This window comes from Leptospiraceae bacterium (assembly GCA_016708435.1).
In the GTDB taxonomy this organism is placed as follows: Bacteria; Spirochaetota; Leptospiria; order Leptospirales; family Leptospiraceae; genus UBA2033.
The window spans coordinates 267,885-287,263 of sequence record JADJFV010000002.1; the positions used below are offsets into that span (position 1 = coordinate 267,885).

Sequence of the window (19,379 nt, forward strand, 5' to 3'; positions counted from 1 at the left end):
TATATTTATGAAAGTAACCTTAATCAATCTTGGTGGTCCTAGAAATTCAGAAGAGATAGAGCAATTCTTATTGGATTTGTTTTGTGATCCGCTTGTATTTGACTTACCCTTGCCTGAATTTCTAAGAATCAGATTAGCGCGATTCATTGCTCGAAAAAGAGCTCCGAAAGTAGCTCACACTTACGCATCTATGGGTTTTGGCGGAGGATCGCCACTTGTTGATGAAACAAACAAGCAAGCAAAAGCACTTGAAAATTACCTCCAAAAGAAAACCGGGAAAGATTGGAAAGTGCAAGTAGCAATGGCATGTGGGTATCCGAATCTACGCGACCTTCCCAAAGAAGACTTAATTGCGTCAAAGGATAATATCATTTTACCACTATTCCCTCATTTCTCTAGATCCACGACAATGAGCATTGCTAAAATACTAGAAGGACTGACCGGACAATGTCCGGCAAATATACAAGTGGGTTCCTGTGGCGATCATTGTGGCTCAAATAAAAAGGGCGGAATCTGTCCAATCAATCGAAAAGGATTCATTGGACCATTCCATCGGCACCCCGAATTTTTAACAGCAACCCAAAATTTAATCTTGGATTACTTTAAGGGAAAATTAAAGTCCGAAGACTTTCTTCATTTGGATACAAAAACAGGAATCACTGATTGGGAAAATATTACAATTCTATTCTCAGCACACGGAATCCCGATGCGCCTGATCAAGAAAGGCGATATTTATAGAAAAGAAATTGAAGAAAACGTTAAAAATTTAAATGAACTCCTTATTAAATCTGGTTTTAAAGGAAAAACTTTTCTTTCTTTTCAGAGTAGGGTAGGACCTTCTAAGTGGACAGAGCCAAACACTATTGATATGCTACAACAACTAGGAAAAGAAGGTTATAAAAGAATTGCGATTTTTCCAATTAGCTTTGTGAGTGACCACTTGGAAACGTTAGAAGAAATCGGTGTTCAATTAAAAGAAATTGCGTTAGAGAGTGGAATTAAAGAATATTATCGAATACCCGCCCATGGAACTTATCCCGAATTTATCAATGCATTAGCGAATTTAGTTTTACAATAATTTTCTTTTTGCATTTGACGAAAAAAATTTAACAAATAAGATCTTATGAATATTTTTGTTGACTTTAGCAATAAAGAAATACGAATTTTGTAAAGAGTGTTTCTAAAAATGCAGAGTCTTTTTAGTTTTAATTCTAAGAAGCTCTGCACTTAGTAAAGCTAAAATTAAATGAATCAATCCTGTTTCTTTTTTTAAACAACTATAAGTTGTGGAAAATAGGAAGTTAATTTGACATTAATGAATAAAGGGAATAACGTATGAATCTATTTGCATTTTTTGAAAAATTCAATCAAAACGTAAAGATTAGAACGAAAATGATCATTTTGATCAGCAGTGTAGTATTAATCAGCGTGCTTCCGCTCTCCCTTATAGTTTTGTATCGTAACCAAGCTGTTGTTCTAAATAAGACATTTGAGGTGTGTAGTAATCTCGCTCAAAATATTTCTAACTTAGCTACGGAAGAACTTTTAATGAATGAAACGTATGATACTACGAGAACTTCCATTAAACGTTTAAAGGACAGTAATATCACGGGTCTTTTAGAATCTTACGTCATCAATGTAGATGGAAAGTATGTAGCTGATTTAAATGAAAAACGCTTAGAGCAAAAGATTTCTGAAACAGACAAAGACTATTTCAAAAAATTGGAAAAATTGGAAATGAAAGAAGTATCTATTGCGGGAAATCCTGTAATTCTACGTTTTTCTTATCCGATTTTCATTCTGGATGAAAACAAAAAAGAGCTAAGAGGGGGAACGGCAGTCTTTGAGTTCGATAAGAAAAAAGTCTACGAACCCGTTGTGCAAATTAGGACTACGATTATTGGAGTTGCAGGAGTCCTTTTTGTAATAGGTATTTTTATTGCGGCATATGCAGCGTTTGTCTTTTCGAAACCAATTCAAAAACTTTCAGAAGGTGCGCAAAAGATCGGGGGAGGGGATTTAAACCATCGAATTAAACTATCAGGTAAAGATGAATTAGGTCAACTCGCAAAAAGTTTTAATCAGATGACTTCTCAAATCCAAGATTTTACTCAGAACTTGGAACTAAAAGTAGCCCAAAGAACAGAAGAGTTGAATAAAACTCTACAAGAAGTCCAAGCTCTTAAGATCGCGCAAGATGGAGATTATTATCTGACTTCCATTCTACTAAGCCCGCTACAACCAAACAACAATAGTAGTTCCAAAGTAAAAACGGATTTTTTCATTGAGCAAAAAAAGAAATTCTCTTTTCGTAAATGGAATTCACAAATTGGAGGCGATATTTGCATCACAGATACAATTCTATTAAATGGAAAAGAATACACAGTATTTATAAATGGAGATGCAATGGGCAAATCCATTCAAGGAGCAGGTGGTGCTCTTGTCCTAGGAGTAGTATTCAATGCAGGTCTGATTCGATCTAAAATCGAAAAATTCCAAAAGACTTACCCGGAAATTTGGTTGAAGGAAAGATTTTTAGACTTGCATAATGTTTTTCTTTCCTTTGAGGGATCCATGTATATTTCCATTTGTTTGGGGCTAATAGATAATAAAACCGGCGTTTTATACTATGTGAATGCAGAACATCCATGGACTGTATTATATCGGGATGGGAAAGCTTCCTTCTTGGAGCAAGAACTTTCCTTAAGAAAAATTGGAACTCCTGATCAGGAAGATCAGCTTAATATAAGAATGTTTAACCTCATGCCAGGGGACGTAATTATAACAGGCTCAGACGGTCGAGACGATTTGGTTCTAAGAAATCAAGATGGGATTGAGTTTATTCAAGAAGATGAACAACAATTCTTAATGAGAGTAGAGGAAGGAGAGGGAAAACTTTCTCATATTGCCCAAAGAGTAAAGGAAACAGGCGCTTTAATGGACGACTTTTCGTTGCTTCGTATTTCTTTTGATGAGTCTTTGACAGAGACAGAACTTCCCAAAGAAATACCATATCAGGTCAATGAATCCGTAATGGCAGGAATGGAATTAATAGAGGAAGGAAATGCTGAAGATGCTATAAAGAAAGTAGAAAACTTCCTCACTGAATACAGTGATTTTCCAGATATGCTAAAACTACTTGGTAAGGTTTATTTCCAAAAGGGAGAATTTCCAAAAGCAATCGAATGCTTTGAGCAATACTTAACACTCAATCCGAGTGATAACGAGTATCTGTATGCACTTTCGAATACCTATAGAGTTTACGGTAAATTGAATTTAGCCGCTGATATTGCAGAGAGATTGTATCTTAGAGACCAAAAACATTTCCTAAATCTAATGAACCTTGCTTCCATTTACTTTGGCTTAAGGGTTTACAGTCGAGCAGAGATAATGATCAAGCGTGCGCTCAATATCCAACCAGAAAACAATCAAGCAACATTACTCTATGAAATGATTAGAGATGCGATCTCTGAAAAATCTTCTCCTAACTCCATTCGCGAAAGAACTCAGTCTGTTTGGGAGAAATTAAAAGCTGAGAATGAAAATTTATTAGAACTAGCCGAAGATAAATATAAAAACAAAGAATATCAAAGTGCTTTAGTCTTGTATGAGCAGCTATTAGATGACGAGAATGCAGAAAGTTCGAGAATTCTTTTAAGAATAGCAAATTGTCATTCCTTCTTAAATCGCCTAGATCAGGCAATCATGTTCTACGAAAGGACATTGAAGACAGACCCGCTAAACTACCATGCGTATAATAATTTGGGTGGGATTTTTTTAAACAAGGTCTATACCTAAAAGCGAAGAATCAATGGTCAAAAAGTTTAGAAATTAAGACAGATTTCAAACCTGCGGAGATAAACCTCCAAAGATTAGGAAAAATGGAAAGTAAGCTTAGTTAAGAAGATTAAAAGAGAGGAATTCAGCAATATGAAAGATTGGAAGAAAATAATTTTTACAGTATTTTTCCTAACGCATTCAATTTATGCGAACAAACCGATTGAAGTTTTGCTTTCGTCGGACAATCGAATTTATGAGCAAGGGCTTTACGGCATACAGTCAGTATTCGAAGGCGAACTAAAAATTTCCTATTTGGATATTATTACAGCAGAGCAGCCGGACATTGCCGGTTATTTTAAAGCGATTGATGACTCAGAAGCTCCCCTTTTTATTACGATTGGACCTGCAGCAACCAAGATTGCAAAAGAGAATCTAAAGAAAACGCCTATTGTATTTTCAATGGTAAATTCCCCAAAATCACTTGGCATTGATGGGGGAAATCTTTGCGGAGTAAGCATGGATATTAGCATAGGTGAATTTTTTCAAGCATTGAAAGACATTAAACCTAACGCAAGAACAGTTTCTGCTTTCTATACAACGAATGATGGAGAATATTCTGCCGGGGAAGGGGAATATACGGATTTAAAATACAAACTGATTTACAATCGTAAAAAGCTAGCAGACAAAAAAGAATTTAAGTTAGCCCTGGAAGAACTAAAAGGAAAAACAGACGCATTTTTCATGGTTAATGATCCTTTGTATTCGAATGTTGAATTTGAACAGTTGTCTGAATTTGCAAAAAAAAACAATATTATACTCATGACGAGTTTTCCAGCTCTTGTCAAAGTTGGTGCAACATTTGGTATTAGCCCCGACTATAGTAAAATTGGAGTTCTCACAGGACAAATAGCAAATAGGATTAACATGAAAACTTCTACTTGCGGAGAAGAAAGAGTTCTACTTCCGGATCAATCTTCTTTTTTCTTGAATGAGAAATATGCACAAGACTCTGGAGTTGCAGTTCCTGATGCAATCGTGGAGCGTGCAAAACTAACAAAGCTATTTGATGTAGGTTTAAATCTTTTCAATGAAGGAAAGTTAAACTCGGCAAAAATCGTATTCGAAGCAATTTTAAAAAGAGATCCAGGCAATAAGTCAGCATTCTCTTTTCAACAGATTATTCTAGAAAAACTTTCCGGTGCAAAAACGAGAGAATTATTAAATAGTGCGGAGACCCACTTCAAAAACAAGAACTATGCACAAGCTAGGACAGACTATCAAAAAGTTCTAGCAATCAATCCAAGTATAGCGGCGGCGAAAGAAGGTATACAAGCAAGCCTACTTGCCCAGAGCGAACAAGAAAGAATGCAAGGAACAGATTTAGCAAAACGAGGAAAACCATTCGAAGCAATTAAAATGTTCATGGCTTCCTTAAGAACTCTTCCATCAAATGCACAAGCCAACTCTGACTTAAATACCATCCGTAGCTTTGAAAATTCAAATATGAAATCCTATGTGGAAACCGGAATTGGACATTACAACGAGCGCAATTACAATTCCTCCATTGAAATCTTTGAAAATGCATTGCTGGTTGCTCCAAGCAATAAGGAAGCCTTAGAATACTTACGATTATCCTACAAAAAGAGAGATGCAATGATTGTGCTTAAGAAAAAATTAGAGAATCAATAGCCCGCCTTATGTTGCGACCCTTAGGGAGCAACATTGAGTTTGGCGAACCCACCATTAGGTGTAGCCCCAAATCCAGCGATAGGCACGCTGGTCAGGGACTGTGTAAAAGCAAGCTTTGTCAATAAATTGCATTGAGTATAACATTGTTATAACCCAAATGAAAGAAATTAACAACATGAAAATGATGCTTTTACGCAACCCCTTATATATTTTAAATTCGTAATTTACTTTTGGCAATTTGCATGCCCATTATCGAACAGTAAGAAACTATTATCATTAGTTTTTCACCTTTCAGACAAATTAAGATTATCCGCAAATAAAATTCAAAAATAAGATTTTATAAAAAAATGAATTTCTCTATAACAAAATTGCATTATCTGTTTGACATAGTTTTAATTATTCTTTAATCATGAAAATCTAGGTAAGGGTATTTCTGATACATGATTGTATAATAACGAATAGCCTAATTCGAAAAATACATCTCGCTCCATAGTTATTTCCATGAGGTTTTTTATATGAAAACATTTCTTATCGCGATTTTTATTTTTCTATCTGTAGCCATTTTAGCGCAAGATACCCAGAATAAATCTAAGACTATTTACCTAACGCATTTTAATCCATATAAATCCCAAAAATCCGATGCAATGGCTAACAAAATCTTTTCGAATCTCGAAGAAAGCTTTAAAGCAAATGGGTTTGAAGTTAAAGAATCAAAATCGGATTTAAAAACAACATTAGCAATAGCAAAAGGAAACGGTGCAAAGTTTGTCGTTGATGGCTATTATAAATTATATGAATCGGAAGGCGTAAATATTTATTCCCAAATTTACAATCCTGATACAGGTTATATGATCGATGCCTTAAATGTCACAGATGAATTATCTGGCATTGAAGGAATAACGTTAGATCCAAACGAAACCAAGAAAACAGCAGACTCATCCATTGACGAATTAAAAAAGAAAATTGCAATTCGAGTTCGCACAAATACCAAAAGAACAGAAAGACGGGAAAATATAAACGATGCTATAACTAGCACAGCTCTAGGCAAAGATAAAGATCTTTATTTTCCTATCGCGGAGGAAAATGTCGCAAGTGCATCTGCCGATGTATTTAAAATCCTTGCCGAAAAAGAAACAGTGTCTGTAGCGTCTAACGTTATCAAAGATGCAAAGAAACAACCAGCTTCCGTCTCAGTCATAACAAAAGAGCAAATCAAAATGAGTGGAGCAAGAACTGTCAATGAAGTATTGACGACCTATGTTCCAGGTTTCTTTACAGTAGAAGATCAGGACGACACTATTGCCGGCTTTAGAGGATTCGCATCGGATAATAACGCGAAAGTGCTACTTCTAATCAATGGACACAATATGAACACGGAATGGTTTTGGGGTCCGCCCGATTCAATCATCAATGGTATGAATATGGAATACATTGAAAGAATAGAAGTGATTCGAGGTCCGGGCTCTGTTACTTTGGGACAAGGTGCATTATTAGGTGTCATCAATATCATTACAAAAAATGGAAATACTACAAACGGAACGACAATTTCTGGTTCAATGGGTCAGAATAATTATTCAACAGGAACCTTACAGGCAGGCGGAAGTGGAAAAGAAAATCCTGATTTAAAAACATTTTTTCAAATATCCACTGCTCGTTATAACGGACAGGAAATACGAAGTGAAGGTTGGGCAAAATCACAAACTCTTTCTGGTCAAGAAGGCTATTATGATTACCAAAGAGGATTAACGGAATTAGTCCCTACATCTAAAATACCAAATGATGCAGTGCGAATGTTTGATACATACACACCTGATCCTTCCGGCGGATTTAATTCTGTTGTTACGCGTAGAAATGTTGCAACTAGCGGCGCAAGATTAAAGAGAGCAGATAGTGATGTAGTGACCGGCGTTATCAATTATAAAAATTTAGAACTCACTGGCTTTTATACAAATCAAACTAGAGACTTGTATAATTTCTATCGTGATAGAAATAAATTACAAAATACTGTTAAGAGTGGAACTAGCACTTATACCTATGATATTAGTGATAAAATTTCTTTAAAATTTAAAAATTATTATACGGTAGATGATATATTTCTTCGAAGCCAAAAAGGTTTAGCCCTCGGCGGAACGCGCGAATATAGATATGGTGGCTCAGTCATCTTGAGTCTAAATGAATTAATAAAAAATAATAATGCAGCCATTGGAGTTGAATATAGAAAATACGATATGGGGCAAGTGAACTCAGAGAGTAATAATTATATTCTAAATTATTCACAAAACGTAGCGGATAACGCATTATTATTAGATACTAGTGGCAAAAGTCCAAATGAAAGAAATAGATATGTATATCCAGGAAGTATCTCGGTAAAAAGTTTTTTCATGGAAGACTTTTATAAACTTTCCGACAAGGTCGATATTTTCGGAGCCTTTCGTTACGATAAGCATCCTTATTGGGGAAGTAACTTAGCTCCTCGTATCGGAGCACTCTATGGAATGACAAAAGATTTACGATTTCGCTTTTCCTATCAAGAAGGTTTTCGTGGTGTAGTAGGGGTTTCTTATGCTGGTGGTTTTGAAGGAGATGGACATTTGCGAATTCAAAATTTTCCATATATTCAGGCTTCGAATATTCCAAACTCTTTCGACGGACAAGGTTTTCCAACTAGTTATTATAGAGACGTTCCAAAAACAAAGCCAGAAAAAATGCGAAGCTTCGAATTTGCGACTAATTACAGTTTTACCTCAAATCTCTCACTTGAGAATATAATGTTTTTTAATAAAGTAGAAAAGGTAATTGATGTAGGTGTTTTATACTGCGATAAGCCATCTACACCGACAGCAACAACGCCGGGTCCTAATGGATGTAACATGCCAAGACTTGGAAATGATGTGCCGGGAAACTGGAATGGATATTGGTTTTATAAAAATAATCCCGGTGAGATTAGACAGGGAGGTGCAGAAATATCTATTAATTACAAAACGAGAATGATATCAACAACATTCAGTCAATCCATTGTAAAACTACTCACTGCTTCTCCGGGGCAAACTGATAGTGTCTACCTAACAAGCGATCAAAACAATCGGCAGTTTAGAGGTTATCCAAGCAATGTCACAAGATGGCATACTTTGTTTTATCCCGTTGACAAGCTTACTATTTCGGTGACTTATCTTTATTATCCGTCTTGGTATTCGCCTAAAAACCAAAGAGTAGAGGGAAACCATTTAGCAAACATAGGATTCAATTACAAGTTCTTAGAAAATATGGAATTTTATTTTATGATTAAGAATTTATTTGCGGCAGGAAATTTATACCCTATGATAAGCAATGCAGGAGGTCCTGATCTTTCAAACGGAACTCCTGCAGTTGAAAAAAGAACTTTCTGGGGAGGCTTTAGTTATACTTTTTAAAATCCACCCTGTAATAATCCTCCACCACCGAAGAAATCTTTTGGCGAAATATTGCACGTGAATTTCGCTGAGTCAACACATGAAACGAATAAGATGCTTTTAACACAAGCATCAATATCCTTTGTTGCATAGTAAGCACCATCTAAATTTTTCCGGTCACTTACAGTATACCTTGTAGCAAGTAATTTAACATTGTCTGAATTGAAACCGCAGGCTGCAATTTTTACAAGGTAAGCATCATTGATCTTAGCCACTGCATCATTTCGCGAAATAACATCCGGTCCATCAATCCCATAATAAACTCCAGTGCAACTTGAAAGGAGTAAAATTAGAATAAGTATATTTATTTGTTTAAAAATCATATCCACATATTGAGAATTAAATAAAAAAAAGAAAGAATAATTTTAATAAATAAAGAGAAGGAAAAAGATTTCTAAAAAAATACACAACTCCCTTTCTTTGAATTAATATACAATTAACAACTCAACTTGCGTAAAGGTGAGTTACCATTTTCAAATTATTTGAATTGTTTAGGTTCAATTCTTTTTGAGAAATGATATAAAAAACTTTCGGATAGATTTGTAGCCATCAAACCCTGAAATAAAAAATTTGGAGGCAATTTATTTTTCTAATTCTTTCCTGCTCAAGGAACGAAACTATAGGTAGCACTCAAGAAGCCCTATTCAAGGCTTTAAGACTTATGCGGATTAATCTCTAATACATTTATCAACATCTTTTTGATCTTTAAAAATATAGGGTATTGTCTTTGCTTCGAATAAAATGTATATCATTCATCCTTGGATTTTTTATACTCATCAATCAACTCGATTCGCAAGAGATGAGGAATAAAAAAATTATTTTAAACGCATTTAATCCTTACAAAACTGCAAAAGAAATAAGTATTTCCCAGAAAATTCAAGAAAGACTATCAAAAAAATTAATTAGCCTTGGGTATGAAGTAATTCAAATAGATTCATCCGATCTAAAGCAAAACATAAATAAAGCTAAACAAGAAAATACCCTTTTACTTATCGATGGATATTATAAAAGAGAAGACAGCGGCAACTTAAACTTATACGGTCAAGTCTATCATCCGGAAAAAGAAGTATTGATAGATGCATTTAACTTATCCAATGATTTATCGGGAGTAGAAGGTCTTACTTTAGATTCGAATGAAACAAAGGTTTCCGATGATCAGAATATAAACGAATTCACGAATAAAATTTCAAATCGAATCAAATCAAACGTTAAACGCTCTGAGCGCACTGAAAACATCAACGAATTTGTAAAAGATAATTCTATCGGTAAAGATTTTATGTTTCCTTTACCAAAAGAAGATCTTGCTGCTGCATCGGAAGAAGTTTTCAAAATTCTTTCCGAGAAAGATGATATAGTTGTATCAGTTTCTAAATTTGCACAGAAAACAACCGAAGCACCGGCAGATGTAACAGTCATTAGCCGTGAACAAATACGTAGATCTGGATTTAGAAATCTTACAGAAGCCCTTAATTTTGTTCCGCAGGTTTATACACATTGGGTTGGTCAAAATTGGAGTTCTGATTTCAGGGGACTCTTTGTAAACAATCAAATAGAGCGTCGGGTTCTTTATCTGCAAGATGGAAAAAAGTTAAATGATTATTTCCATTTTGGAGAATTTTATTCAGACGTTTACACTGATATGGAACGAATTGAAAAAATCGAAGTAATCAAAGGTCCTGGTGCAGCTCTTTACGGAAATAATTCCATCACGGGCGTAGTAAATATTATTACCCGCAAGCCAACCAAAAAAAACGAAATGGAATTTATTACAGAATATGATTCTGTTTTAAAAAACCTTACAACTAGAGCATTGTATTACTCCAAGTTTAACGATAAATTTTCTGTTTCATTGGACGCATCTCGATTTGAAGGCAAAGGACTATATACCTCTGGATACAATTCTTGGGGCGGTAATAGATTCTATGATCAAAATCTTGGAGCCAATGCGGCTAACTTCAATTCCACGCCAACCAATTCAACACTTGGCACAAGTGAATATGGAAGAAATACTGCTGAAGTAGACACTGGACAGAGAATGTGGACATCGACGGGGCTAATGGCAGAAAACGGAAAATGGTTTCCAAATTATAACTTAGATATTAAATATGGAGACTGGAACCTCAAATCCTTTTATATGTCAAAACGAACTAGCTGGATTCCTCCGCAGGCTGACGGAGCTGGCTCTGGTGGGGACACTGTGTATGGTTCTCCTAGAAATGATAGGATTTGGGGGGTGGGAGCGGTTTCACTTGATTATACGCCGTCCTACTTGGAAAAGTATGAAGCGAGCGTAAAAATCTTTCGCCAACTAAATATAAATAGTGATTATAGAGATAAGGATTACCAAGGTTTTTCGCAAGCTAACAATCCGATAGGGGCTCCTGCATCCTATGGGAATAGCTCTGCGGCAAGATTATCCTCTCCTACCTATTTAAACTATATGAAAGCAATGGGAGGAGGGGTTGTGAAACGTTATGCGTCAACCGCTAAAGTAGAGGGAATTGAATTTCAAGCCACGCCTTATAAGATAGAGAATAAAGATTCAATCATTAAAGCACTGCGTTTTATGACCGGTGGAAATATGCAGGCCGTAAATTATATCAACTACCAGGCAAACGTTGGACGCAATGGCTTAATTGATAGGAGGCAACAGGGAATAGCCGATGATGGAAGACAATTTGGTTTATGGACACAAATCACCACCACTTTCAAAACAGATACAACTTTAGTTCTTGGTTTGCGATATGACGCTCAAAAGATAAACAATGTATACCGACACCAAAATGGAATGGAAACTGATGTTGCAAATGAGTCAATTACAGATCCTTTTCTTAGAACTCCGAGCACTGGTGGAACCCAACCCTATGTAGGTCCCGGAAATCCAGTCAACCTAACAAATCCAGTCAATGATCAATTTGGTAATCGGACGGCTAATGGCTACGTGCAACCATTTCAAAGAAAGGACGTAGTTACAGAAGATAAAACACCGCGAATTGCATTGATTCAAAATATTAAATCAACCGATACCACAGTTAAATTCATGTATGCTGAAGCATTCAGAATGGTAACTCCACAAGAATTAATTCGATTGCCACGTGATTTAGGAAATGCACAATCAGAAAAAGTAAGAAACAAAGAGATTAACATTATTCAACCACTAATGAAAGGATCTCTCATATTGAATATTGATCTTTTTAGAATGACAGGAAGCACAATTTACGCCTTCAATGCCGCAACACTTTCATTTGGTCAATCACCGGAATGGAGCAATACTGGTGGCTCTCTGGCAACAACATATATTATTGATACTAAATGGCGGGCTAATGCCAGTTATTCAAGCTACCAACTTAGAAGACCTAGTGATTCTTCATTTTTAAATACTCTTTTTACTCCCAAGCCCCAAACTTTAAACTCTCCAACAAAATTATGGAAAGCAGCTTTATCTAGATCTGTTATTAATGACAATTACACAATAAGCTTAGAATTCTATTACAATGGATCAATTTACTTAATGGAAAATCCTCCAAGAACAAATTCACAAGTTCTTAACAATGATGGAAGTCTGCGAGAATTACCACCATTACCCGGTGAAACTACAAATGCATCTTCCTATCTGGGCTACGGAGTAGGGGGAGGTATTACTCGTTACAGGGTTTGGAAAGTTCCAGAAAGTAAATTCTTTAACCTAACTTTCTCATCCAATCTAGGTAATGATCTAATCCTTGTTATCTCTGCAAAGAATATTTTCAATCAAAGAGTTTTATTTCCTTTAGACATTGACAGTGGTAGTTTCACTTCTCCAACCATTGACCCACATCAACTATTAGGATTCGGAAGAGAGCTTTATTTCAAACTAGGATATAGGTTTTAATAATGAATTTAATTATAAAACTATCATTAATCTCGATCGTAACTATTTTTCTCAATTGTCCAATTACAAATAAACTGTTTATAAAACCTTCCAAGGTTAAAGGGGGAGAAGCAAAAGAAATAATTAAAAATCGTCTTGCCTCTTTTTTTGTAAATGATATATCAACAAACAGCAATAACTCATTAGCCGCTGATTTCATAATTCCTTCTCTAGCTGGAATTCAAGACGATAAAATTTATAGCCGACGTGACGTAGAGAATTGTGCTACTAAAATATTTCTCGCCGCAATAGCCATTGATCAACCAAACATTACAGCAAATAGAAATAAAAAGAGTTCCGATCCATTAAGAACAAGCGATCCAAATAGTAGATTAATTCCTCCAATTCTATGTCAATTAAATGCAATTGATAAGATCATTGATATCGACTAACAGATTAGATTGCGTGGATTTTTGCATTCGTTTTATTCTTATGCTTTTTAGGATGAAGTTTTTGTTCTTCTGAATCCAATCTGTAGTGCGGCAAATGCATCTTAGCTATCTTGTGCATTAACTCTACCATTTTTTCAAACCCTAGTAACTCCATTAATTCTAAGCTTTTCTCAAATCCAATGCTATTAATAAAAACAAGCATATTCTCAGCTCCTATTGCATGAATTAATTGCGGAATTTCATTTAGCCCTCGTTTCTTAATCCACTTCTTACATTGAGGTAATGTCAAGGTATTGACAATGGGTATAAGATGGTCGATATTCACATCGCGGATAATTTTCACTAAATTATCAGATCCAATGTATTTGATTAACCCAATCGCTTTATCTGTGCCAATATTTTTTAGAAGCTCAATTGCCCCTTCTTTACCAAGTCCACCGGCTAACTTCGTTATATCTGCTGGAGAGACAGACGTTGCAATTTTTTTCAGATCTTCAATCGAAAGACTGTGGATATAGTATATTAACTGCTCATCAGAGTTTGCTTCAACAATTTCAATTAATTCTTTCTCTGGAATTTGAGTAATAAGTTCAAGGATTTTTGCATCCGAAAGTTTTTGCGCTAAATAGATTAATCTTTCTTTTTTTAGTTTAGAAGAAAGTGAAATAACTTTTTCATAACCCAAATTCTTCATGAGTTGAATGGATTTTGCAGGACCTAACTTTTCTAAATATTCATATGCATTTTGTATGGTCAATATTAAAGTCATAACCAATCCTATTCTAAAAGCATATTTATTATTGCAACCAAATTAAATACTTGCAGCTAGATTTAGCCAAATCAATATATAATATATAATATGCAAAACCTTAAAGATAGACTAAATACATTAAATCCAATATATTTAATTTGGGGATACTTATTATTACTCTTAATTCTAACCTATTTTAAAATTCAACCATACAATTACAATCTTTCGTCTTTAATAGGTCTATGGAAAGGATTTGCAGAATTAAACCCATCACTCATAGACAAAGCATTTGTTATTTACAATGATGGTGGTTATGATGGACAATTTTTTTATTTAATCGCCAAGTCTTTATTTACAGAAGGACTTAATTCCTTTCCAATCATGGACTCTTTCTTTATAAGATTTAATCGCATAGGTTTATCCTTATTAGCCGGTTTCTTATCAAGCATTTTTGGTTTCGGCTCATATCCTATTATAACTTTATGTTTATTAACTCTCTTCCATATTTATTCATTCAAGTTACTATTTGGAATATTGGATACTGAATTAAAATATTTGTCTTATTTCTATCTATTTTCTCCTTTTAGTTTAAATTCTAATTTACTACTTGTATCTGACTCTCTCTTTGCATCCTTTCTAATTATTTGCATTTACGTTTTAAAGATAAATGGCTTTAATTTAGACAATTTAAAATTAACCGCTTCAAATAGAAGTTATAATTTTATCTCCATTTTTCTTACCATTACCTTCCTATGTTTCATAAGAGAATCAGGCATTATCATTGCTGGAACACTATTACTATTAAGTTTTCTAGATAGAGAAATTAGAATCTCAATTATACTTTTACTATCACTAGGAACCTATTTATTGATAATCGAATTAATTAAATTAATTCCAAGTTTCCACCATGGAACTAATCCATTAGGCTTTTTGGATTTAATTGATTATCCGCTATTCGGATTCTTTAAGAGTATCAAATTTCAATCTCTATCTGGAATAAAGAATATATTTAGAGAACTAGCAAAATTTCCAATTTTCATTTTCTATATTATATTAGCTCTAAATTTAACGAATATTAAAAACCGGCGCGATTTAATTCTTTATATTCCCATTTATTTTATTTTATTCACGGCAGGAGTAGGGGAGGTAGGATACTGGCTTTCCTTTGATAATATCTCTCGGATGTTTACCATCAGTTTACCATGGCTTATATTTTTGAAACAAGAAAAAAAAGCACATAATGATTACTATGCGCTCAGATTCAGTTTTATCGTTTTATTATTGCTTATAATAAGAATAATCTATATAAAAACACCAATGGAATTTTACATTTTTCAATGATTATTTATTTAGAGGAAGTATTTTCTCCATTAAAGCTTTCTTTCCACCCTCTGCTTTGTATGACAAAGAACACTCGCATTCCGAGAATGTTTTTTCAGTCGAAATAGGTTTGCAATTGCTAACTTCAATTTTTTGCAAATCGTCTTTGGTTATCTTCGATACTAAACCAGCAATCACTTCTGGTTTAATTTCTGAACCTAAAGATAAAAAGGCAGCTTCAATCAAAGACTTTCCATTTTCTTTCTTTACTGTTTGTTTACAACTAGACTCCATATAAGATGGAGACTTTAATTCAATGGATCTGCTAGTTGCTTTTCCTGAATATTTTTTTGTATACCAACTAACATCCATTATCCCATTGACATCTTTTGCATTAGAGGACTCTTTTAGATTAACACCCCAACCATCTTCTACGATAGCAACGGGCATTGATTTAACATCAGGGGTAGATGAAATGATTGTGGGTGCGTTAGTATCCGCTGCCCTCGTTGAATCAGATTTAGAGACACATCCAATCAGGAGGAGACTTGCTATTCCTAGAACCAAGAAACTCTTTTGAATTATCAATTTGCTCATATTAAACTCCTATTAAATTAAAGATTTCATTATATCAATGGTAGCTCTAGATTGATTTAAAGTATAAAAATGAATTCCAGATACTCCCATAGTTAATAATTCTTTGCATTGGGAAACAGTAAACTCAATACTCTTTTTTAGAAAGTCAGAAGGATGGTCTTTTAGAAGCGTCAATTCCTGAACTAATTCTTGGGGAATTTCGCAGTTAGCCATTCCTTTAAAACGCTCTATCTGACTAAAAGAGGTAATCGGCATTATCCCCGGAATCACTGGAATTGAAATTCCAGTGAGCTTTATTTTTTCTAAAAACTGTTGAAAAAGTTGATTGGAAAAAAATAACTGAGTGATTAAAAACTCCGCTCCAGCATCGACTTTTTGCTTAAGAAATTGAATGTCCGCGTCTAGAGTAGGGGAGTCAGGATGCTTTTCCGGATAACATCCACCTGCAATGCAAAAAGGAAATTTTTCTTGCCGAATAAACTGAATTAATTCTTTTCCATTCGCAAATCCAGATGGATGTTTAACAAAAACACCTTGCTCTTTAGGAGGATCTCCTCTCAACGCAATAACATTCTCAATTTTTTTGGATTGAATAATCTCTAATGTAGCTTTTACTTCAATACTGCTTGCTCCAACACAAGTAAAATGACACATCGTTGGAATTTGAAATTGGGATTGAATTCTTTCGCACAAATCGATAGTTTTATCTTTTGTAGAACCGCCAGCTCCATAAGTCACAGAAATAAAACTTGGAGAAAGACTTTTTAAATCAGACACTGTATTAATTAACTTAGCATCACCTTCAACGGTCTTAGGTGGAAAAATCTCAAACGAGAAAACTGGCTTATTAGCTTTGAAATAAATTTCAGATATTTTCATATTAACTTACCGTAAGGATAACAGGAATGACCCCACGGTCTTTTTTACATTCACCTAACGCTTTACCAACGAGCATCCCCGGTTTCAATTTATTTAAATCTGCTTTAATACCATGACCAGCTGTTAATCCTGACACAAGAATATCCCCATAAGTAATTGAGCCTTCCGAAGCATCCACATGCATACTAACTACACCAAACAAAGCCACGAGAACATGATCTGTTCCAACTTTTTTGTCACCTAGTTCAATGCAAGAGGAATCAACGCAAACTCCGATTACCTTCGTCGAATATCCGATTCTTGACTTTGCTATAGCCCCTTCTTTCTCAGTAATAACGAGCAAATCTCCTTTGGCTACGATATCATTGTGCGCTAACTTAAAATACCGAGCGATACAGTCATTGCCTTTTTCATCAACGAATCTAACTTGACCAATAAAGTCTGACTCTCCATGGGCTAACAACGCCTTACCGGAACCTACAATGTCTTTTTTCTTCACACCAATCCCATTTGCATACAATGCATATTTTTTTTGTGAAGAGAAAATCGCTCCGTAGCCTTTTTTAGAAAAACCCGCAATTCCTGCAGACTCATCATCTATTCCGTTAGAATAACCAACTACTCCGTTATCATCGCCGAACCCTACAACACCCTCATCAATTCCGACGCCTGAAATTCCAGATCCACCTTTTGCTTCATTGTGACCATAAATGACCGAATGACTTTGCGTTGGTGGAGAAATGTTCTTAAACTCTGAAGACGAAGAACCTTTCAAGTGAATTAATCCCGAGTGCGAACCATACTCATGATTAATAGGCGCATAATCATGAGTATGCGGCTTAGCATCACGAGAATCAGAGAGTCTTGAATCGTCAGCCGCAACAGCTTTATTCGGAATATTAAATCCATTTCTTGCAAGCATAATTATTCCAGAATCTTCGGTTGATGCATACTTTAGTCTTTTATCATTCCCTTGAACAACAACTCCTTCTTTGTCTTCTCCCGATTGCGCAAGCTCAACGATACCGGTTGTTTCTGTGGTGGCTTTTTTTAATCGCTTATCATTTCCCTGAACTGCGGCCATTGCAGCTTCTTCGCCATTATTGGCATAACGCATTATACCTTCTTTTTCTGTAGTGGCTTTCTTTAGTCTTGGATCATCTGCAGTCAAAACTCTACCTGGCATGTCAGCACCTAGCTCAGACATAATTACAAGCCCATACTCAGAAGTAGTCGCTTTCTTTAGGCGTTTATCGTTTCCTTGAACAACAACACCTGGTCGAGTTTCTCCATCTTCGGCTAATTCCACTATGCCCATAGAATCTGTAGTTGCAGATTTTAGCCTATCATCATCACTCTGAACAACTAATCCACTTTTAGATTCTCCTTTTTTTGCTAGGCGTATTAATCCGTAAGTATTTTCTGTAGCATATTTTAGTCTTTTGTCATTTCCCTGGACAGCAACTAATTCTCTTTCCTCTCCATCTGTGGCTAATTCCACTATGCCTTTAAATTCAGTAGTAGCATCTCTAAGCCGCCTGTCGTTTCCCTGAACCGCTAGTCCTTCTTTTGTTTCTCCATCAGCAGCTAACCTCACTAAACCTGGACGCATTATGGAAGAGTAGGGTGGTGTTTCTGCAATAATTCTTTTTTTGGAAAGAGCTATTATATCTGCGTCTGCATAGATTTCTAATTCTACAATTTGGGAAACATATCTCTTCATTGAATTGGGTTTATTATTTACACAAAGTAGTTTAAAAAAACGAATATTGGTCGGAAAAAACTTCCATTTGTACCAAGTCCCTGGCTCAGACATAAATTGAGGTTCTTCATGCAATTGATGCCAAGACAAATCATCCTCACTATAGTAGAAATAAAAAGCTTCGGGAAAATTTGTCTCTTCCGCATTCTTAGATAGAATTCTTATTTCTTCTACCCGATTAATTGATCCTAGATCAATTAATAAAAACTCCTCTCCTGGAGAAGTTTTTTCTTTCGATGACCAACCATAGTCAGGTCTTTCGTCTATAATATTCTCTTTAACCCAAAAACGATCATTCTCAGAGCTACTTATAATTTTTTCGATACCAGCAATCATTACTCGGAAATTTGAAAAAGCCGTTTTAAAAAGACCTTCTTTATTTCTTCGATTCAGCCTTATCACCATTTTAAGAAAAGCGGAATTAATCATCGAAAAATTCCATTTGCATTGCTTTTTACTTACGCGTGAGTATTCATATTCTTTAATAATAGGTTCCCAAATTTTTCCATCATCTGATATTTCGAAACGGAAAGTATTTGGCATAAACTCGCTTTCCTTCTCCATCGAATCAAATTGAATGCAGTTAAAAGAAGAAAGCTCCTTAAACTGAAATGTGATTACTGCAATGGACGAAGTAGGGGACTCTTCTATGAAATGAAAAAGTGCTCCATTTGTGAGTTCATATTGACCTTTACTTGAAATATTTTGTATTAATACTTCCGATGGATGACTAATCCTTACTGATTTATCTGGCATTGCTTACTCTATTTACAAACATAATTTTCTATCTAATGTGTATGGTGGTGAAATCATGCAAAGTATTTTCCTATATTTCTTAAATTATTTTGTA

At 35.0% G+C, this 19,379-nt stretch carries 11 protein-coding genes and 1 pseudogene; 7 read left to right on the forward strand and 5 right to left on the reverse strand.

The features are described 5' to 3' along the window. Position 1 precedes the first annotated feature (1 nt). The 4 genes and pseudogenes from hemH to IPH52_06705 all read left to right on the forward strand — a co-directional run bounded on the left by hemH (position 2) and on the right by IPH52_06705 (position 8,879). Positions 2-1,078 (forward strand): ferrochelatase, encoded by a 1,077-nt coding sequence (hemH, locus tag IPH52_06690; protein MBK7054730.1) that lies wholly within the window; start codon positions 2-4, stop codon positions 1,076-1,078. Between the two features lie 257 nt (positions 1,079-1,335). After that, positions 1,336-3,902 (forward strand): annotated as a pseudogene (locus IPH52_06695) (SpoIIE family protein phosphatase). Between the two features lie 28 nt (positions 3,903-3,930). Then, positions 3,931-5,469 carry a peptide ABC transporter substrate-binding protein gene (locus IPH52_06700; GenBank protein ID MBK7054731.1) on the forward strand — a complete coding sequence of 513 codons (1,539 nt, stop codon included), beginning with the start codon at positions 3,931-3,933 and terminating at the stop codon, positions 5,467-5,469. Positions 5,470-5,984: 515 nt separating this feature from the next. Then, a complete protein-coding gene (locus IPH52_06705; GenBank protein ID MBK7054732.1) occupies positions 5,985-8,879 on the forward strand; it encodes a TonB-dependent receptor plug domain-containing protein in 2,895 nt (964 codons plus the stop codon). Here the strand turns inward: IPH52_06705 and IPH52_06710 are convergent. Beyond that, positions 8,876-9,241 (reverse strand): hypothetical protein, encoded by a 366-nt coding sequence (locus IPH52_06710; GenBank protein MBK7054733.1) that lies wholly within the window; start codon positions 9,239-9,241, stop codon positions 8,876-8,878. The two genes, IPH52_06705 and IPH52_06710, sit on opposite strands and share 4 nt — an antisense overlap. Positions 9,242-9,645: 404 nt before the next feature. Between IPH52_06710 and IPH52_06715 the strand changes: the two genes are divergently transcribed. Next, positions 9,646-12,789, forward strand: coding sequence for a TonB-dependent receptor plug domain-containing protein (locus tag IPH52_06715; protein ID MBK7054734.1), 3,144 nt, complete (start codon positions 9,646-9,648; stop codon positions 12,787-12,789). Positions 12,790-12,791: 2 nt separating this feature from the next. Continuing rightward, positions 12,792-13,220, forward strand: coding sequence for a TIGR04452 family lipoprotein (locus IPH52_06720; GenBank protein ID MBK7054735.1), 429 nt, complete (start codon positions 12,792-12,794; stop codon positions 13,218-13,220). 4 nt (positions 13,221-13,224) lie between these two features. On the opposite strand, the gene IPH52_06725 is transcribed toward IPH52_06720, so the two are convergent. Beyond that, positions 13,225-13,989, reverse strand: a complete 765-nt coding sequence (locus IPH52_06725) for a hypothetical protein (GenBank protein ID MBK7054736.1) — start codon at positions 13,987-13,989, stop codon at positions 13,225-13,227. Between the two features lie 90 nt (positions 13,990-14,079). Here IPH52_06725 and IPH52_06730 point away from each other — a divergent pair, with 90 nt between their 5' ends. Beyond that, positions 14,080-15,312 (forward strand): hypothetical protein, encoded by a 1,233-nt coding sequence (locus tag IPH52_06730; GenBank protein MBK7054737.1) that lies wholly within the window; start codon positions 14,080-14,082, stop codon positions 15,310-15,312. On the opposite strand, the gene IPH52_06735 is transcribed toward IPH52_06730, so the two are convergent. Genes IPH52_06735 through IPH52_06745 form a run of 3 tightly spaced genes read right to left on the reverse strand, consistent with a single transcriptional unit; the run spans position 15,313 to position 19,285 of the window. Further along, positions 15,313-15,888 carry a hypothetical protein gene (locus IPH52_06735; GenBank protein ID MBK7054738.1) on the reverse strand — a complete coding sequence of 192 codons (576 nt, stop codon included), beginning with the start codon at positions 15,886-15,888 and terminating at the stop codon, positions 15,313-15,315. A gap of 12 nt (positions 15,889-15,900) precedes the next feature. Beyond that, positions 15,901-16,767, reverse strand: coding sequence for a methylenetetrahydrofolate reductase [NAD(P)H] (gene metF / locus IPH52_06740; GenBank protein ID MBK7054739.1), 867 nt, complete (start codon positions 16,765-16,767; stop codon positions 15,901-15,903). A gap of 1 nt (position 16,768) precedes the next feature. Beyond that, entirely contained in the window at positions 16,769-19,285 is a 2,517-nt protein-coding gene (locus tag IPH52_06745; protein ID MBK7054740.1) for a discoidin domain-containing protein, read from the reverse strand. Positions 19,286-19,379: the final 94 nt, after the last annotated feature.